We start from the raw sequence: 17,278 nt of genomic DNA, 5'->3' as shown, positions 1-17,278 counted from the left end.
GACTAATGACTAATGGCTAATGACTAATGACTAATTTACAATTCTGGTTTAATGCGATTGAGTTGGGAAAGCAAATATTGGGTTACTAGGGTAGGTTGTTCAGCTTGCATGAGCGATCGCACTACTGCTACACGTTCAGCTCCTGCATCGATGACATCATTAATATTATTTGCATCTATTCCCCCAATGGCAAACCAGGGAATTGAACAATTTTTCGCAGCATAGCTGACATATTCTAAGCCTGCTGCTGCCTTACCTACTTTTGTGGGAGTTTCATAAACTGGCCCGACGCCGATATAATCTACGTTTTCCGCAATTGCACGTTGCATTTCTTCTTGATTTGTGGTAGAAAGACCTATTAAACGCTGGGAACCGAGTAATTGCCTAGCAACGGTGATGGACATATCTTGTTGTCCGAGATGTACTCCATCGGCATCCACCGCCAAAGCCAAATCTACGCGATCGTTAACGATAAACAAAGCACCGTAAATGTGGCATAACTGGCGCAGTTTCCTAGCTTGTTCCAGACGCAAAGAATCATCAGCGGTTTTGTCGCGGTATTGTAGGAGTGTTAATCCACCTTTGAGTGCAGCTTCCACGGTGTTCAATAAAGTATCACTAGGGGAAGTAACAAGATACAAACGCGATCGCCATAATAATTGATGGCGTTGATGACCCATTAAATTACTTTCTAGGGTATACACCTGATAGCGCATCTGCTTACTAGCTTTAGCCATAGTTGGGTGATAAAGCTTGCCGTATTCTTCCAGCACTCGCAAGGCTTCTTCTATCCGACAAAAGTTAGCCTGCAACACCGATTTTATACTAGCTCGTTCTTCTTCCTGAGGATGGGTTAACTCAGTCCCAGGATCGCCTGGTGTATCCCGCGCCGCCCGCAATTCCGGGGTATGCCATTTGGCTACTTCTTGTCGCAAGCGCTTACATTCTAGGGACAACTGGGCATTATTCAATCCAAAGCGACACCATTCTTCAATAATTCGCAAGCCTTCACGAGCGCGGTCCAAATTGGCGTCTAAAATCCGGTAAACAACTTGCTGTACTTGCTCTTTTTGGCTGTATGGCTCGACCATTACAACAACCCCGTTAGTACTTTCATCGAAATGTGAATTATCATATGTCCTAGTAACCATAAGTTAATTAATTTGCTTCTTTTACTCGTTTTTTGACTAAATCTACGCAAAATAACGTATAAATCAGGTCATGTTAAATTATCCCATGTTCTTATAAGCAGCGATCGGGGTAGTTTGAGGCTACAGTTTAGCACTAAGGTTAGTCAAGTATTTTACGGTAGACTACGACCTCACAAAGAACTCCCAAAAGCGGATACAACACAAAATCCGCAGTCAGCAAAAGCAATAGCATCATCGAACAAGGCAAAAGTTGTACGATTTTAGATTTTGGATTTTAGATTTTAGATTATGCAAGAGTTAGTAAATCAGGTTTTTAGCATGATTCAGACGATATTTTAATTATCGGAATACGAATGAAGATTGCAGTTGATTAGGCACTCCAAGAAATACATCAAAAAAATTCCGATCTTGCATAGTTGCGGTGTAATTTACCAACTTCCAAAATCTCCCCCGTTTGCCCCAATTTATCCCACTCTTCTGGAACACCAATTATCTTACACAAATGTGTAGTTACTGAATCCATTAAAAAAGCTAAAGGAGCATAGGAACACCAACAGCAGCAGAGCAGGAGTAAATGCAAAAATTCAACATGCCCATCTCCCAATTTTTTTAACAAATTCTGTGGGTTTAAGTCCCCCGCTTCTATCAAGCGACAAGTTTTGCAGTGGGGTTAAAATCCCCAGACGCTTGCGGACTCGCTACCGCTACGCTAATGCAAAACTTAATTACGAATTACGAATTACGAATTACGAATTATTTAATCTATAACTCTGTATTAAATATCTATCGCCAATTAGTGAATATATGAGTAATATTATCGGCATAATACTCTCTAAGAGTATAAGAATTTATTGTTAGTTCTAAGGGGCTGTGTTAAATATGATTCTAATTAATGTGTTTTCTAAGTACCGTACAGTAGATTTTATGTCTGCAAAACGGGGGTTTATCGAATCAACAATGCTTTCAATCTGCCGAAGCCGAGTATTATTTTTGACTATGCTTTTGGGGTCGATAAGTATGGCGTTCCTGGGCACAAGCCTGAATAGTGCGATCGCTCAAATGCCATCAACACCAAATTCCGCACCTGTCGGTGAAAATACCAATTCTCAGATGAACGTGCTGTTTGTCAATCCCAATACTGGAGATGACAGTGCAGGTAATGGTAGCGAATCCGCTCCGGTGAAAACCATTACCCAAGCATTGCGATTAGCTAATCCTAATACGGTAATTATGCTCTCCACGGGCACTTATAGCACCGAGACGGGAGAGGTATTCCCCTTAATGCTCAAACCAGGTGTTTCCATTCAAGGCAACCCCAGTAATCAAGGCAAAGATATCATCATTCAGGGAGGCGGTGATTACCTAAGTCGCAGTTTTGCCGGTCAAAATGTGACAATTGTTGCGGCAAACCAAACGGTACTGACCGGGGTGACAGTGACAAACTCAAACCCTCGTGGTTATGGTTTGTGGATTGAATCTAGCAATCCGGTAGTTGTGGAAAATAGCTTTGCTGGTAGCACACAAGATGGGATTTCTATCAGTGGAAATGCTGCACCCACCATTAGCAAAAATTACTTCCATCGTAATGGCGCCAATGGGATGACAATTGCCGGCAACTCCCGCCCCGAAGTCAAGGAAAATGTCTTTCACGAAACCGGTTTTGGCATCAATATTGCCCAAAATGCTGCTCCTGTAGTCGTAAGCAATCAAATTGAAAATAATAGAGCGGGAATTGTAGTCCAAGCGAATGCCCGCCCGATTTTACGGAATAATGTTATTCAAGGTAGCAAAGAAGATGGTTTAGTAGCGATCGCCCAAGCAATGCCAGATTTAGGCAACGCATCTGAACCTGGGGGTAATCAATTTCAAAATAATGCCCGCTACGACATTAACGCCAGCGTCGCCAAGCAAGTGATTTCTGCTGCTGGCAATAACCTGGTGAGCGATCGCGTCACTAATAATGTAGATATCAACGGTACAACAGCACCAGCAGCCGAAAATTCTCAACCTGCTCCTGTCGCCAACAATGTGGTGCAAGAAATACCAGCATCAGGAGAAATCACTTTTTCGGCTCCTGAAGTCTCAGAAACTACCAACGTCCCAACTAACAACAGTGTTTCAGGAGATAATCTTGTTCCTGCACAATTAAACAGTCAACTATTGCCATTGCAACCAGCCAGCGTGCAGCTTTCGCCCCCTATATCCAATCAACAACCACCTACCTCTAAAGTCGCCGGATTTCCTACTCCTAGCAGCTTGTCAGCTACTCAAGCTGCAACTTTCACCCCAGCACAGCCGCCTGAGACACGGCAGTTTAATTATGTGCAGATTGATCCCAACACGGTTGAGTTTACTGCACCTCAGTATTCATCCAGTTCTGTAGCACAGCCAGCAGTTCCCAGCACAGGTAATCAAGCACTGTTGCCAGTTCCTAATGGCAATGTCCCCATTGACGATACTCGCAATCTGCCAAAAGTACCAGTTGCAAGTTCTACAAATATCTCCTACAGGGGAAACTCCGGAACACAGTACGGTATACGTTATCGCGTAGTGGTCACATTAGTAACAGATAAAGAGCGAGATTTAGTGCGATCGCTTGCTCCTGGTGCCTTTCCCACAGTCTGGGAAGGTCAAAAAGTGATGCAAGCAGGAGTATTTGACAGTGAATATAACGCTAAAGAAATGCTCAAAACACTCTCTAGCAAAGGCTTAAGAGTCATTATGGAGCCGTTGAATTAATTCGTAATTCGTAATTCGTAATTCGTAATTCGTAATTCGTAATTCGTATTTCACAGCCAAGCATGAAAATGTGATGTGAGACGGATCTATATAGATACTCATCGAAGCAGCATTTTCAAGTCACAGCGCACAGAGAAATAAGAGTTTCACAGAGTTTTTGCCTAAGTCCTCATTCAATTACGAATTACGAATTATCAATTACGAATTATTTTAACTCCCCTATGCCGGTTTATGATCCAAACGAGTCGCTTGCTCTAGGGCGGCTTTTTCTTTGGCTCGGCGGGCATAGGGTTGTAATTGGGCGCGATCGCAACCTGTTAAAATACTCAGGTTTTCTAAGCTAATTCCCCGCATTAACATTTCTACTCGCCAGGTTTGTTGTGCTTGGGCGATGGCTGGGGGTTGTCCTTGGGGAGTTAATAATCCTTGACTCCATATTTGCCAACGTGTTTGAAGTTCTGATTCGGAAATTGGCTTGGCTGTTTCATTGAGAAACATGGCTGTTTGATTATCTTTACGACTTTTGAGCCATTTAATTAAAGGATTATTAGTGTAAGAGCCGTAGCGTTTGCCCAAAATCCACTGATTGACAGGTACTTGCCGGACAAATCCGGGAATTGTAATTTGCAGGAAGTGTCCCTGAGGATCGTAGATTTGTTGCGATCGCTCTAAGCTAATTATTTCTGTGGCGGATAACCCAGCACCAAATAAAACATAAGCCAAAGCATAATCTCGTACTCCAGATTTCCTGGCTTGTTGCAGAATTTCATGAACTAAATTAGCAGGCAAATCAGCTACTTCTGTGGGCATTACGCTTCCTTGTAAAGAGTTAGTTGCTGATTCCGCTGGGGATGACATAGCTCCATGTAAAAACAACTCTACTAAATTCTCCAGAAAATCATCCCGATCTTCCCAAAGTTCATGAAATTCACTGGTAAATTCAATTACGGCATATCCCAAAATCATCCCATTGAGCAAACTAGCTAATTTCTCTGCGGGTAGATACGTATTTAAGTGTCCTTGCTCGATAATAGTAGCTAAATACTGCGCCACATAACGGTTTGCCTCTGTTACCCCCCTGCCTAAGGCACGGCGATTTTCCGCCGGGAATTGGTCGGCTTCCCCCACCACAGAGCGAACAAACTCTGGCACTCGTTCCAAAGCATGTAATGTATCACTTGCATAATCTTTCAGAGCTTGGTAGACATTACCGGGAGGGGTTGCCCGCCGTACCAAGGACTCACCGAGATTTTTGAAGGCTGCGGACTCTTCCAGCACAGCCAAAAGTAGCCCATGTTTATTGCCAAAATTCCGAAACAAAGTCACCTCGTTGACTTCAGCTTTTTCAGCTATTTGGCGGGTTGTGGTAGCGCTGACTCCCTGAGCAGTAAATAACTCAAGTGCAGCTTGGATCAAGCGTTGACGAGTTGATATGAGTTGAGAGGACATAGAAATATGCAAGTGATACTTGCACGAATATCAGAGTATTGCTAGGATAAAAATGTAAGCGATACTTGCTTGACTCTACTGTAACTAACTGCTGTACAGATTGGGAAAAACCCTGGGGAGAAAAGGCAAATCGCTGGATCGTCCATCAACAGGAATTTTTATGACTGCAAATTTTGGAGCGTTCGGCAAAGGCATCATCCCTGAGAAAGGAAATTCCCCCCAACTCAGTTGGACTAATGTAGTATTTTTTACTACATTTCATGTCTTAGCATTTCTGGCTCCTTGGTTCTTTTCTTGGTCAGCATTAGGTTTACTGGTGTTTCTCCACTGGTTATTCGGGAGTATTGGTATTTGCCTGGGATATCACCGACTACTGAGCCACAAGAGTTTCCAAGTTCCCAAGTGGTTAGAGTATGCGATCGCCCTGATTGGAGCGATGGCTTTGCAAGGGGGACCAATTTTTTGGGTGGGCGGACACCGCCAGCATCACGCCCACACCGAAGATATCAACCTAGACCCCTACTCTGCTCAACGAGGATTTTGGTGGAGTCATATGCTGTGGATTTTTTACCCACGTCCAGAGTTTTTTGACTATGAAACCTATCAAAAATATGCCCCCGATCTAGCAAGACAACCCTTCTATCGCTGGTTAGATCGCTACTTCTTACTGTTGCAAATTCCCTTCGGGCTGCTGCTGTATGCCTTGGGAGGATGGTCTTTTGTGATTTACGGAATGTTTGTCAGATGCGTCTTGCTTTGGCACTCAACTTGGTTTGTCAACTCTGCATCACATCTGTGGGGTTATCGCACCTTTGATGCCAATGATGGCGCTCGTAATCTGTGGTGGGTATCCCTCGTCACCTATGGAGAAGGATGGCACAACAACCATCATACTTATCCCCACATGGCGAAATCAGGCTTATCTTGGTGGGAAATTGATATTACTTGGTGGAGTATCCAAGTGTTGCAGACTTTAGGTTTAGCCAAAAAGGTTGTCTCCCATCCTCCTCAAAGTGCAACTCGCGGCTAGATTGCAACTGAATTATCATGGGTTTGTAATGCCGGCGGCGCGATCGGCAGTCGGCTTACTAGTATCATATTCGAGTTAAAATCACAAAGAGTAACTCCTGACTCCTAGCCTTTTCAAGATGGTGAAATTCATAACGAAAATTGGTGATTTCAACCTTAAAAAAATCAAAATCTGAGGCGAGAACTCAGGATGATAGGGCTGAAACAACATATCTTGGTTAGTCACCTTGAAAGGGCTACTCCTGACTCCCAACCCCCCAACAGTTGACTCATTGGAAGAAGCTGTTCCCCCAGTTCCCCAGGAGCAACAGCCGCGCACCTGATCGGCCTGCGCCGAAGAAAATTTAATTGTAGAAGGGCTATAAACTTACACTATGGGAGTTCTGACCCACGCCAGCTTCTAATCCACCTGGGGCGTTGATTAAAACAGCCTCGTCAATAGTTAGAAGTCCTGTATCCTTAATTACGTGTACTGAAAAATTCAAAGATATCCTCCCCACATTCGGCACTTTGATTTGAACGTCATCGTCAGCAGTAACCCCCCCTACTACTGTGATTAAATCTGAATCTTCTAATTCCTCGATTTCTGGTGCTTGCAGGGTTTTGATTTTGTTCAGAATCATAAATCAAATACTAGCTCTATATTAACTGCATAATTAATTTATCATTTGGTTGTAGCTAAAATCATTTGATTTGGTTTTTTGCTGTGGTCTAGTGTTGTATTGAAAGAGTGGCGTTGTAGATCGCAGGACTTACGCAATGCGTGACCGAAAACCTTATTCAAGCGTTGCGGTAATTCATGAATTACCGCTACTTTCCTTATCTTTTGCGTAAGTCCTGGATCAGTTACCAATTGACATAATAATGTCATTTATTCCAACTCAAAGCTCAAATTTAGTTAAGTCTAATTGAACAAAATTTGTTAGTATGCATTTGACGATAAAATCGTAAAGACTCACATCTGTGCAATACATCAAGCGTGAAAACTGACAGCATTTTTTATCGCCTTTTTCAAGAATTTCCTGACATCTTTTTTGAATTAATTGGCAACCCACCTCAAACAGCAGAAGGTTATAAATTCTCTTCAATTGAAATCAAGCAAACTGCATTCCGCATAGATGGTGTTTTTCTGCCAACACAAGGGGAAGAAGCTCCGATTTACTTTGTTGAAGTCCAATTTCAAACCGATACAGAAATTTACTCGCGGCTAATTTCAGAAATTTCTTTATACTTACGTCAAAATCAACCGAAAAATTCTTGGCGGGGAGTAGTCATCTATCCCAATCGCAGTTTAGATACAGCAGACATCAAGAATTACAGTGAATTTTTTGCCAGCCAGCGCATAACTCGCATTTATCTTAATGAATTAGGTGAAACTGCATCATTGCCAGTTGGAATTGCTACGATGAAATTAGTAGTCGATGATGAGGATACGGCAATTATAGCTGCCAGAGAGTTAATAGACAGAACCCAGCAAGAAATCAACATTGAACCACAGCGGCGGCAGTTATTAGAATTAATAGAGACAATTTTGGTTTATAAGTTTCCAACTATGAGTCGGGAGGAGATTGAAGGTATGTTTGGGTTAAGTGATTTGAAGCAAACACGAGTTTATCAAGAAGGCAAGCAAGAAGGCAAGCAAGAAGGAGCGCGTGAAGAAAAGTTCAGAATGATTTCTTTGTTGTTGAGGTTGGGATTGAGTTTTGAACAAACAGCAAAAGAGTTAGGTTTGAGTTTAGAGGAGGTACAGCAAGAAATCCAAAAACAGCCTCCAAGTCAAGATGCCTAAACAAAATTAATCACAACAGAATTCTGAATTCTGAATTCAGAATTCAGAATTCAGAAGTAAAACCAGCTTGATACCTGACGTTGAGACGAATCGTTGTGTACTTCACTTTCCTTGAAATCCGCTGTACTTCAAAAAAATGAGAGGATGTAATTAAGATTATCAGTAAATAGTTTTTAATATTCTGACAATTTTTGGCGATCGCAAGCAATTTTGAATTTTTAATTTGTCCTATGATTTCCCTGTCTCCCATTCTCCAAGCTAGACTCTCTCAACCTTTAAAAATTGGCTCCTTCGAGGTCAAAAGCCGGGTTCTCCAGTCGCCTTTATCTGGGGTCACAGATTTGGTGTTTCGCCGCCTTGTACGTCGTTATGCACCCGATTCGATGATGTATACCGAAATGGTCAATGCTACCGGCTTGCATTATGTTAAACAGTTGCCCAAAATCATGGAGGTAGACCCCAACGAACGCCCAATTAGCATTCAATTATTTGATTGTCGTCCAGATTTCCTGGCAGAAGCAGCAATCAAGGCGGTTGCAGAAGGGGCTGATACTGTTGATATTAATATGGGTTGTCCGGTAAATAAAATCACTAAAAATGGGGGCGGTTCTTCTCTGTTACGCCAACCAGAAATCGCAGAGGCAATTGTCCGAGAAGTGGTGAAAGCTGTTGATGTACCTGTGACAGTGAAAACCCGTATTGGCTGGAATGACAAAGAAATTACGATTCTCGACTTTGCCAAACGTATGGAAGATGCAGGGGCAAAAATGATTACAGTACACGGACGCACCCGCGCCCAAGGATACAATGGTAATGCCCGTTGGGAATGGATTGCGCGTGTTAAGGAAGTACTTTCTATTCCAGTGATTGCGAACGGAGATATTTTTTCTATTGAGGCGGCGGTGAAATGTTTAGAAGAAACTGGCGCTGATGGTGTGATGTGTTCTCGTGGAACTTTGGGTTATCCGTTTTTGGTGGGAGAAATCGATCGCTTCTTAAAAACTGGGGAAATATTACCGCCACCAACCCCAATTGAAAGGTTGGAATGTGCCAGAGATCATTTGCAAGCCTTGTGGGAATATAAAGGCGATCGCGGCGTTCGTCAAGCCCGTAAACACATGACTTGGTATGCTAAAGGTTTTGTCGGTGCTGCTGAATTACGAGGACAATTAAGTGTAGTTGAAACCGTAGATCAGGGTTTAGCAATGATTGACCAAGCAATTGCCAAACTGGCTAATGGTTATGAATTAGAGGAAGAAGCCGAAGATAATTTGGTAATGATTTGAAATATTGATTCTGACTCCTGAATTCTTCTTCAATACATTGTATATTTAATTAATCAAAGTGGAGGCTTGCAATGTTAGTTTCCAAACATGACGAAATTGTATCGATTCCCGAAATCCATTCTTTAGAAGATTTCATGGTAAATCCTCCAGATGGGATGGAGTGGGTGGATGGACAACTGGTAGAAAAAACAGGGATGACATTAAAACATAGTGAAATTGAAGTTAATCTCAGCTTTTACTGGAGAAGTTATATTAATTCTAATCAAGTAGGTGGCAAAGTTTACACTGAAGTACCTTGTCGCACATATAAACAAGGGCGTCGTCCTGATGTAGCTTATCTAACGCCGGATTTAGTAGCTCAATTTGGCAATGTTGCCACATTGCCACAAAGTTTTCCATTAATTGCAGAAATAGTTTCACCGACTGATTTAGCTGAAGAATTATTTTTAAAAGCCCAGGAATATTTACAGTCTGGTTGCCAGGAAATTTGGCTAGTATTTCCTGAGAGTCAGTTAGTTTTGGTCATGACTGATAATCAAGTTTTAGGGTTTAAAGCTGGTGATGTAGTTAGGACTCAAAAAATATTATTGGGCTTTAGTATAGCTGTAGACGAATTATTAGCTTAATAATTTGAATACAATTAATCAGCTATAGCGACCTTGATTTTCCAATCATTGTGGATTTTGATTCCTGACTTGTGAATCTTTACAGTAAAATTTCTTTATTCCCCATAGCTACCGCCAGTCACCTTACCTCGAAAAACAATGTACTGGTAAAGGTTGTAAAACAGCATCACAGGAATGAGAAAGCCAATAAAAATGATCATAATCACCAGCGAACTGGGGTCAGCAGCAGCTTGATAGATGGTAATTTTATTAGGAATGATGTAAGGGAAGACAATTAATCCCAAGCCGATGAACGACAACACAAATAGCAGAATTGTCAAAATAAAAGGCGCTCTTTCTTGTTTGCGATTCAGACTCTTCAGAAGTTGCCAAATCAACAAAACTCCCACCAAGGGAATGACTGCAAAGATATAAACTAAAGGTTGCTCAAACAACCGCGACCGCGTATTTTCATAAATTATCGGCGTTGTAATTGTAATGAAAATCGCACCAATTAAAGTTGTCCAAGCAGCAATTTTGGCAGTTTTATAGTGAGTTTCCTGCAATTCTCCTGTAGTTTTCCAAATCAGATAAGTTGAACCAATTAACACATATCCTTGAATCAAAGTTAAAGCTACCAAGACTGATGGAATATTTAGCCAGTCCCAAGTTGTACCAATAAAGTGTCCTGTATCATCAACATTAATCCCCGCCAGCACAGCACCAAGGGCGAATCCTTGACCGAGTGCAGCGATAAAACTTCCAGCACCAAAAGCGAAATTCCAAAATAATTTGCGGTTTGATAATTCACGAAACTCAAATGCCACACCACGAAAAATAAACCCAAATATCATTAAAAAAATTGGAATGTATAAAGCATTCAAAATTGTGGCATAAGCTAAAGGAAATGCACCAAAAAGACCCCCTCCCATCAAAACTAGCCAGGTTTCATTAGCATCCCAAATATTGCTTAAACTAGTCATCAAAATGCTTCGACGTTCTTCATCTGAAGAGGTAAGAGATAATATCCCCACCCCTAAATCAAATCCATCTAGCATTACATAAAGGAATAGGAAAAAAGCTAAAATCACAAACCATACTTGCGGCAAAAAATACTCTAGGGTCTCCATAAAATCTCCTATAAGATTGGGGACTGGGTATTGGGGACTGGGTATTGGGTATTGAGTATTGGGTATTGGGTATTGGGTATTGGGCATTGGGTATTGGGTATTGGGTATTGGGTATTGGGGACTGGGTATTGGGTATTGGGTATTGGGTTAGGAAAACTCTTCCCCAGTCCCCAGTCCCCAGTCTCCAGTCCCCAGTCCCCAGTCCCCAACCAGTCCCCAGTCCCCAGCCCCCAGTCCCCAATTTTCACTGCTGTGCTTCTACAGGGCGTTCATCTGGAACAAACTCACCAGGAGTAGTATCTACTGCGGGTTTGGTGGTTTCCATACCTGGAATTGGTAAGTCGAGATTTGGACCTCTGCGGAGAATGCGGCTACCAAAGTACAAAACTGCGATAAATAAAAGGCTGTAGACTGTGGCAAAGGCAGTTAGTGACACTAAGACATTACTCGCAGGTAGACGAGAAGCTGCATCAACTGTGCGAATTTGCCCGTAGAGTGTCCACGGTTGTCTTCCAACACAGCGCACAATCCAGCCTGATTCTACGGCAATGTATCCTAAAGGAGCTGCCAATATCCAAGCCCGCATTAACCATCGCTGTTGAGTAATGTTTTCTGCTGAGAGTTTACCGCGTAACCATTGCAGGGTACTCAATAACATTAATCCAGCGAAGAAAAACCCAATGGCAATCATTGTGCGGAAAGCGTAGTAAATCAAACCCACTAAATGAGGACGATCTTCTGGTTTCCACTCCTTCAAGCCACGCAATGGTTCAGAAAGATTCTTTTTGAATTCCAGAATGTATCCCAGTGCATTGGGAACGGTGATTTCCCAATCATTTTTCTGGGCTTTTTCATTGGGTATGGCTACAAGACTCCAATCTGCCGGTTGTCCCGCAGGTGAAGATTCCCACTGTGCTTCCATTGCTGCCAGTTTTGTGGGTTGATAGTGATAGACTTGTTCGCCGCTCAAATGCCCGATGTATATTTGTAATGGAGCAACTGCGATCGCAGCTGCTAAAGCAATCTTCAATGACCGTGAAAAGAAACCTGCATGGCGTTGTTTGAGAATATACCAAGCACTAATTCCACCAATCACAAACAACGAAGTTTCTAGTGTGGCAAAGAACATGTGCAGCACACTATTAAGCATGAAAGGATTTAATATTGCTTGAAAATAATCGTGGACAATAAATTTGCCATTGACTAATTCCCCACCCGCCGGAGTTTGCATCCAGGAATTTGCTGTCAAAATCCATACAGTTGATAGGTTAGCACCAACGGCAACTAAAATTGTTGAAAGATAATGAATAGCCGGATTAACCCGTTCCCAGCCGAATAACATAATACCTAAAAAAGCAGCTTCCAGCATGAATGCCCAGGAAGCTTCAAACCCAATCACACTACCAAAAAAATTGCCCGCTGCTTCCGAAAACGGTGCCCAATTAGTGCCAAACTGGAATTCCATCGGGATACCCGTTGCCACACCAATGCCAAAATTCAAGAGATAAAATTTAGACCAAAAGCGGGCATGGAGGTAGTAGTCTGGATTACGAGTTTTTAGCCATAGTCCCTCGACGATAACCAGATAAATTCCCATTCCTGTAGTCAAGACAGGCCAAAGCATATGGAATATCGCAGTGAGCGCAAATTGCATCCGTGATAGCACCACGGAATCGGATAAAAATTCCATGAATATTCTCCATTAGCTAGTCCCCTTCTTAGAATAGACGTTGTGGGGCTGTTGACAATACACCAAAAGTTTATACTTGTGTAGGTTTAGCCAAGGTTGAATGAAAGTATTTATTGCTCGTCATAACCAATGAAGCTATAGAATTGAAAAAATAGTGTTATCTATTTGCCAATTTACTATAGACTTTTTTTAATGTCATGAATCAACCCCTTCTTCGCTTTCTTGTTACTAACAATTATAAAAATTTATCTTTAAATCAGATAGTTATACTCAAAAATCTAAATATTTTTATAGGTTCAAATGGTTCAGGTAAAAGCAATTTCATCAGCTGCTTAAAATTTTTAAAAGATAGTCTAACTAAAATTCCTGATGAAAGTCGAAGCGTCAGTAGTTTTGAAGATGCAATTACCCAAATTGGTGGTAATAGAATTTTAGATGTTAGTGTAGAAAGTCCTGCTAGAGTAAGAATTGCATACTGTTTTAGTTTTTCTCACAATTCACAAATTGATACACCTACAAGAGATAGCAGCATACTTGATTTAAAAATTTTTGTTAATAGAGATCAGGCAAGAGGTGTTAGTATCGCAGAAGAATATTTATATAGTGGGGAAAATTTACAGGACTCAACTTCATTTCCCTTTTATTATTATAAGTTTCATGACAGAGAATTTGGCAAAGGGGCTGTATCAGTTTATGATGCACCAGGTCAGCCAAAAACTCATTTTGAAGGTTTAGATAATATACCAAGTAATTTTTTAGGTCTTACTGCTATACCTAGATTGCTTGAAGATAGCCAATATCCTCCTGAAAATACACCTGTTTATAAAATTAGAAGAGATTTAATTGAATTAGTTTCAAAATGGCAGTTTTATAATGCCAATAATATGGATTTAAATCTTATTAGAATGGCAGAGCCTAAAATAGGAGGAAGTGATATTTATTTATCGCCTTCAGGAGATAATTTACCTCTAGTTTTGGATAATTTAATTCTGCAATATATAGATTTTGAGGAGAGTATTAACCAAGCAATGAAGGCTATCTTACCAAAGACTCGTCGTCTTAGACCTATCCGTTCTGGTCGTTTGTCTTTGACATTAGAGTGGTATTTTCATGACATCAAAGAAGCCTTTTATCTCAATGAAATGTCAGATGGAACTGTGCGGATGCTTTGTTGGGCTACTATATTACATTCACCAGTTCTTCCTTCATTACTAGTAATTGATGAACCAGAATTAGGATTGCACGTATCATGGATGCCAATTTTAGCAGAGTGGATTAAAAAAGCTGCTGGCAAAACCCAAGTAATTATCACTACACACAGCCCCGATCTTTTAGACCATTTCACAGATTGTTTAGAAAATGTTTTTTGTTTTTATTCAGAAGATAAAACGCATTCTTCTATCAAAACACTCTCCAAAGAAATGCTTAATGACAAGCTAGAACAAGGATGGGAACTAGGTGATTTATACCGTGTTGGCGATCCCAGTATTGGAGGATGGCCGTGGTAGTATGGGTTTTCGCTGGGGGTGGGGAAGCTGAAGTTAGAGGACTAATTCCTTTTTTAGAAAAAAACTTTCCTGGATGTTCATTTAAACGAAAAACACCAATTAATCAGAAACCTGGCCCCAAACCTAATAAGATAAATAGTTATGGAAGGACAGGTCAGAGTTTAATTGAGCAAATCAAGCGAGAGCTATCTATTGCTTTACAATATGAACCGAATGTATGTGATTTAATTTTAGTTTTTGATGATTTAGATTGCCGCGATCCGATACAGGAAAGAGAAAGAATATTGTCAGCGATATCAGCATATTCTGATATTCCAATATTTATTGGGTTTGCTGCTCCCGAACTCGAAGCTTGGATTATCGCAGATTGGAATAACTCAGTAGCTCAACATCCCGACTTTAGAGGTAGACATCAGCGTATGCGTTGGTGGCTGAGTACGCAAATCAATATTCCTTTTGATAATCCAGAATCCTTTAGTGAGTACGATATTGAAAGAGATTGTTGTCAACAAAAACTATCACAAGCACTAATCGATTCAAGTGTTTTAGATGAATTTGATAGCAGTTCAACGCGCTTTTCTAAAGGATTGCATACACCTGAGCTATTAGCGTATCTCAATCTATCTGAAGTTCAACGAAAATGCCCTTTATTTCGTGAACTTTATAACTATCTTAATAATTTTTGTAGTTCTTCATAAATATTGAAGCCGATTTACAAGTTTCAATCCCTAATAGGGAGTTTAGTTAATTGCAATCCAATGGGTGCAATGCTTACTCTCCGCTTTTTGGTTTCAATCCCTAATAGGGAGTTTAGTTAATTGCAATGTTATACGTCGGGTTCCGGCGGCGTTGCCGTAAATGTTTCAATCCCTAATAGGGAGTTTAGTTAATTGCAATTGCTGGAAGAACTACGTGTTACTTGAACCACTTGATGGCAGTAACTGCCACGAAGTGCTTCCACAAGGGCACTGCCATGAAGTGCTTCCACAAAGGAAAGAAAGTATAAAGGCACGGAAGATCATAAATATTATACACGGGGTTTTAAACAAGATTTGGTGTGTAATTTATAACGTGCAGATATTCGACGACACAAATCGGGTAAGTGTCGGGACAAATCAGCTGAGTCATAACCAATTTGGAATGCAAGGTGTTTGAGCGATTGGGGTGGAAAAGATTCTTGATGTAGTTCTAAAAAGGAACGCACTTTATTTAGATCAAATGGGCGATTAGTTTGAGAGTATTGTTCGGATAATGGTAAATCCTTTAAAACTATAGAGCTATCAAGATTAAGGCGGCCGAGATAAACATCAATTAGAGAAATTGATAATCGGTAGCATACACGTAATAGTTTATTAAGTTGAGGCAATGCATTGCCAACACGCCAATCTCTAGGAACAGTAAGACTTAAATGCATTTGTTCGGCAAAAGCTTTAGCATTACCCTGAGTCACAACATCAATACACTTATTTATAGCTAGAGCGACTGATTCTCGATTTGGTGGTTCAATTAAATATGGTGTTTGAGCAATTAGTTCTCCAACTTGTTGGGCAACAAAATTGTGCCATTCTCCTTCTTCGGTATGATAGAATTTTGATTCTAGCATTGAACAAGCTGTACCCAACCAATAATGACATCTACAGCAAAATCCATTTTTAGTATTCCAAGCTAACAAGTAAACATTTTGACCACAGTTGGGACAATAATTCATTAAAGGATACTGATGTCTAGAACAAATTTTAACTGTTGAAATAGACCAAATTAATGGCTCGTAAAGTGGAAGACCATTGTTGCTCCATTCCGAATAACATAACGGACACCAAGCCTTATATTTACGCAAGAGATTTCTAGTTGGTACAACTTTTGACCAAGGTATTAATGTTAAATATTTTAAGATAGGCTGTTGAGTTAGCTTTTGTAAAACTAATAAAGGCTCAAGTGCCATAGTTCCAGTTCCATTCCATGCACCTGTTTGGTTAAAAAAGATGTGGAAAAATATCTGTGATAAACTATCTGGATTTGGTCCTTTATAGCGATTAATTTTAGGGGCTAATTCCTGAGCCAGTAAAATTCCTGTGGGAATTTGGTGAGTTGCAGCTAAACGTGTAATGTAGCTGGTCAAACTTTCAGTAAACGCTGTTCCTAATAATAGTGGTTTTAAAGGATATAAATGACTACGTTGTGGTACATCTATTTGTTGAGTATACCAAGGGGGTTTTAAGTTCAATTGATTATCAAGCATTTCCACCTCCAACAATATCTCTTTTGGGATTTCGTTCGCCAGGATAGTGTTTTTGGCGTTTGATTTTCGTTGCCGAATCTGCCGATGAATGGTTGTCAGCTACTTCCTCATTTAAGCTATTTTGGCAAAACGTTGCGCTTCATCAACTAGAAAAATTTTTAACTGTCTCTGTCTAAATATATACTCTACATCAGCTCGTAAATCACCGAGGTTAGGCTTAACTTTTACTGTTTTTTGTTCGCTACCACTAGCATAAACCCGACTACTAGATACTCTAACCTTATAATCAGCAAATGGTTCTCTTAAAGCAATTAAAACGCTTTTGTAGTAATCTTTCCAATCAAAAGAACCGCTGTCTGGAGAACGCGCTTCTACTCCCGCAATGGGAAGATATGCTAAATCTTGCATCATTAAACCTTGGTTTTGTTCAAAGATGATTTTCATTACTTGAGATAAGAGGGTTGTTTTTCCCACACCTGTAGGACCAAACAAGAAAATTAATGATGCACCCCCTGGATTGTTCACCGCATCTAACAATTCTTCATAAGCTTGCTTTAAAAGCCGATGTACTACTGTAAAGTTAGTAAAATAATTTATTTTATCCGCATCAGATGCTGTTAATAACTCTTGGGATAAGCCTGCGGGAGAATGCATTACCAAAAC

At 40.6% G+C, this 17,278-nt stretch carries 14 protein-coding genes; 7 read left to right on the top strand and 7 right to left on the bottom strand.

Annotated features, from left to right (window positions below):
• Positions 1–35 precede the first annotated feature (35 nt).
• A complete protein-coding gene (locus IQ276_RS02845) occupies positions 36–1,151 on the bottom strand; it encodes a thiamine phosphate synthase (protein WP_190875532.1) in 1,116 nt (371 codons plus the stop codon).
• Positions 1,152–2,075: 924 nt separating this feature from the next.
• On the opposite strand from IQ276_RS02845, the gene IQ276_RS02840 reads away from it, so the two are divergent.
• Complete coding sequence (locus tag IQ276_RS02840) at positions 2,076–3,890, top strand: DUF1565 domain-containing protein (RefSeq protein WP_228043151.1); 1,815 nt, start codon at positions 2,076–2,078, stop codon at positions 3,888–3,890.
• Positions 3,891–4,109: 219 nt separating this feature from the next.
• Here the strand turns inward: IQ276_RS02840 and IQ276_RS02835 are convergent, their stop codons facing one another.
• Positions 4,110–5,339: a TetR family transcriptional regulator gene (locus tag IQ276_RS02835; RefSeq protein WP_193918226.1), complete on the bottom strand. Its 1,230-nt coding sequence runs from the start codon at positions 5,337–5,339 to the stop codon at positions 4,110–4,112.
• A 160-nt stretch (positions 5,340–5,499) separates the two neighbouring features.
• Here IQ276_RS02835 and IQ276_RS02830 point away from each other — a divergent pair, with 160 nt between their 5' ends.
• The gene (locus IQ276_RS02830) at positions 5,500–6,369 is read left to right on the top strand and encodes an acyl-CoA desaturase (RefSeq protein ID WP_193918228.1); all 870 of its coding nucleotides are present in this window, start codon (positions 5,500–5,502) and stop codon (positions 6,367–6,369) included.
• A 358-nt stretch (positions 6,370–6,727) separates the two neighbouring features.
• On the opposite strand, the gene IQ276_RS02825 is transcribed toward IQ276_RS02830, so the two are convergent.
• Complete coding sequence (locus IQ276_RS02825; RefSeq protein ID WP_193918230.1) at positions 6,728–6,991, bottom strand: hypothetical protein; 264 nt, start codon at positions 6,989–6,991, stop codon at positions 6,728–6,730.
• Between the two features lie 356 nt (positions 6,992–7,347).
• On the opposite strand from IQ276_RS02825, the gene IQ276_RS02820 reads away from it, so the two are divergent.
• The 3 genes from IQ276_RS02820 (at position 7,348) to IQ276_RS02810 (ending at position 10,069) form a co-directional block, all read left to right on the top strand.
• Complete coding sequence (locus IQ276_RS02820; RefSeq protein ID WP_193918231.1) at positions 7,348–8,157, top strand: Rpn family recombination-promoting nuclease/putative transposase; 810 nt, start codon at positions 7,348–7,350, stop codon at positions 8,155–8,157.
• Between the two features lie 230 nt (positions 8,158–8,387).
• Entirely contained in the window at positions 8,388–9,443 is a 1,056-nt protein-coding gene (gene dusB, locus IQ276_RS02815; protein WP_193918233.1) for a tRNA dihydrouridine synthase DusB, read from the top strand.
• Between the two features lie 71 nt (positions 9,444–9,514).
• Entirely contained in the window at positions 9,515–10,069 is a 555-nt protein-coding gene (locus IQ276_RS02810; protein WP_193918235.1) for a Uma2 family endonuclease, read from the top strand.
• A 95-nt stretch (positions 10,070–10,164) separates the two neighbouring features.
• On the opposite strand, the gene cydB is transcribed toward IQ276_RS02810, so the two are convergent.
• Both cydB and IQ276_RS02800 read right to left on the bottom strand, forming a co-directional pair.
• A complete protein-coding gene (gene cydB / locus IQ276_RS02805) occupies positions 10,165–11,178 on the bottom strand; it encodes a cytochrome d ubiquinol oxidase subunit II (RefSeq protein ID WP_193918236.1) in 1,014 nt (337 codons plus the stop codon).
• A 244-nt stretch (positions 11,179–11,422) separates the two neighbouring features.
• Positions 11,423–12,868 carry a cytochrome ubiquinol oxidase subunit I gene (locus IQ276_RS02800; protein ID WP_190875522.1) on the bottom strand — a complete coding sequence of 482 codons (1,446 nt, stop codon included), beginning with the start codon at positions 12,866–12,868 and terminating at the stop codon, positions 11,423–11,425.
• A gap of 197 nt (positions 12,869–13,065) precedes the next feature.
• On the opposite strand from IQ276_RS02800, the gene IQ276_RS02795 reads away from it, so the two are divergent.
• Together IQ276_RS02795 and IQ276_RS02790 are read left to right on the top strand one after the other, a co-directional pair.
• On the top strand, positions 13,066–14,376 hold the full coding sequence (locus tag IQ276_RS02795; protein WP_193923774.1) for an AAA family ATPase: 1,311 nt from the start codon (positions 13,066–13,068) through the stop codon (positions 14,374–14,376).
• A complete protein-coding gene (locus IQ276_RS02790) occupies positions 14,364–15,074 on the top strand; it encodes a hypothetical protein (protein ID WP_193923772.1) in 711 nt (236 codons plus the stop codon). The genes IQ276_RS02795 and IQ276_RS02790 overlap by 13 nt, the downstream gene beginning before the upstream one ends.
• A 329-nt stretch (positions 15,075–15,403) precedes the next feature.
• Here the strand turns inward: IQ276_RS02790 and IQ276_RS02785 are convergent, their stop codons facing one another.
• Both IQ276_RS02785 and IQ276_RS02780 read right to left on the bottom strand, forming a co-directional pair.
• Entirely contained in the window at positions 15,404–16,615 is a 1,212-nt protein-coding gene (locus tag IQ276_RS02785) for a TniQ family protein (protein WP_193916017.1), read from the bottom strand.
• Between the two features lie 111 nt (positions 16,616–16,726).
• Positions 16,727–17,269, bottom strand: a complete 543-nt coding sequence (locus tag IQ276_RS02780; RefSeq protein ID WP_235115324.1) for an ATP-binding protein — start codon at positions 17,267–17,269, stop codon at positions 16,727–16,729.
• Positions 17,270–17,278: the final 9 nt, after the last annotated feature.

Origin of the sequence: Desmonostoc muscorum LEGE 12446, assembly GCF_015207005.2 — a bacterium.
GTDB lineage: Bacteria > Cyanobacteriota > Cyanobacteriia > Cyanobacteriales > Nostocaceae > Nostoc > Nostoc muscorum.
The sequence above is the reverse complement of the archived record's forward strand: the minus strand, read 5'-3'. Positions and strand labels throughout refer to the sequence as shown.

Coding starts and splice junctions, on each gene's coding strand:
- IQ276_RS02845 (WP_190875532.1), bottom strand. CDS start 1,151: ATGGTTACTAGGACATATGATAATTCACATTTCGATGAAAGTACTAAC.
- IQ276_RS02840 (WP_228043151.1), top strand. CDS start 2,076: ATGTCTGCAAAACGGGGGTTTATCGAATCAACAATGCTTTCAATCTGC.
- IQ276_RS02835 (WP_193918226.1), bottom strand. CDS start 5,339: ATGTCCTCTCAACTCATATCAACTCGTCAACGCTTGATCCAAGCTGCA.
- IQ276_RS02830 (WP_193918228.1), top strand. CDS start 5,500: ATGACTGCAAATTTTGGAGCGTTCGGCAAAGGCATCATCCCTGAGAAA.
- IQ276_RS02825 (WP_193918230.1), bottom strand. CDS start 6,991: ATGATTCTGAACAAAATCAAAACCCTGCAAGCACCAGAAATCGAGGAA.
- dusB (WP_193918233.1), top strand. CDS start 8,388: ATGATTTCCCTGTCTCCCATTCTCCAAGCTAGACTCTCTCAACCTTTA.
- IQ276_RS02810 (WP_193918235.1), top strand. CDS start 9,515: ATGTTAGTTTCCAAACATGACGAAATTGTATCGATTCCCGAAATCCAT.
- cydB (WP_193918236.1), bottom strand. CDS start 11,178: ATGGAGACCCTAGAGTATTTTTTGCCGCAAGTATGGTTTGTGATTTTA.
- IQ276_RS02800 (WP_190875522.1), bottom strand. CDS start 12,868: ATGGAATTTTTATCCGATTCCGTGGTGCTATCACGGATGCAATTTGCG.
- IQ276_RS02795 (WP_193923774.1), top strand. CDS start 13,066: ATGAATCAACCCCTTCTTCGCTTTCTTGTTACTAACAATTATAAAAAT.
- IQ276_RS02790 (WP_193923772.1), top strand. CDS start 14,364: ATGGCCGTGGTAGTATGGGTTTTCGCTGGGGGTGGGGAAGCTGAAGTT.
- IQ276_RS02785 (WP_193916017.1), bottom strand. CDS start 16,615: ATGCTTGATAATCAATTGAACTTAAAACCCCCTTGGTATACTCAACAA.
- IQ276_RS02780 (WP_235115324.1), bottom strand. CDS start 17,269: ATGCATTCTCCCGCAGGCTTATCCCAAGAGTTATTAACAGCATCTGAT.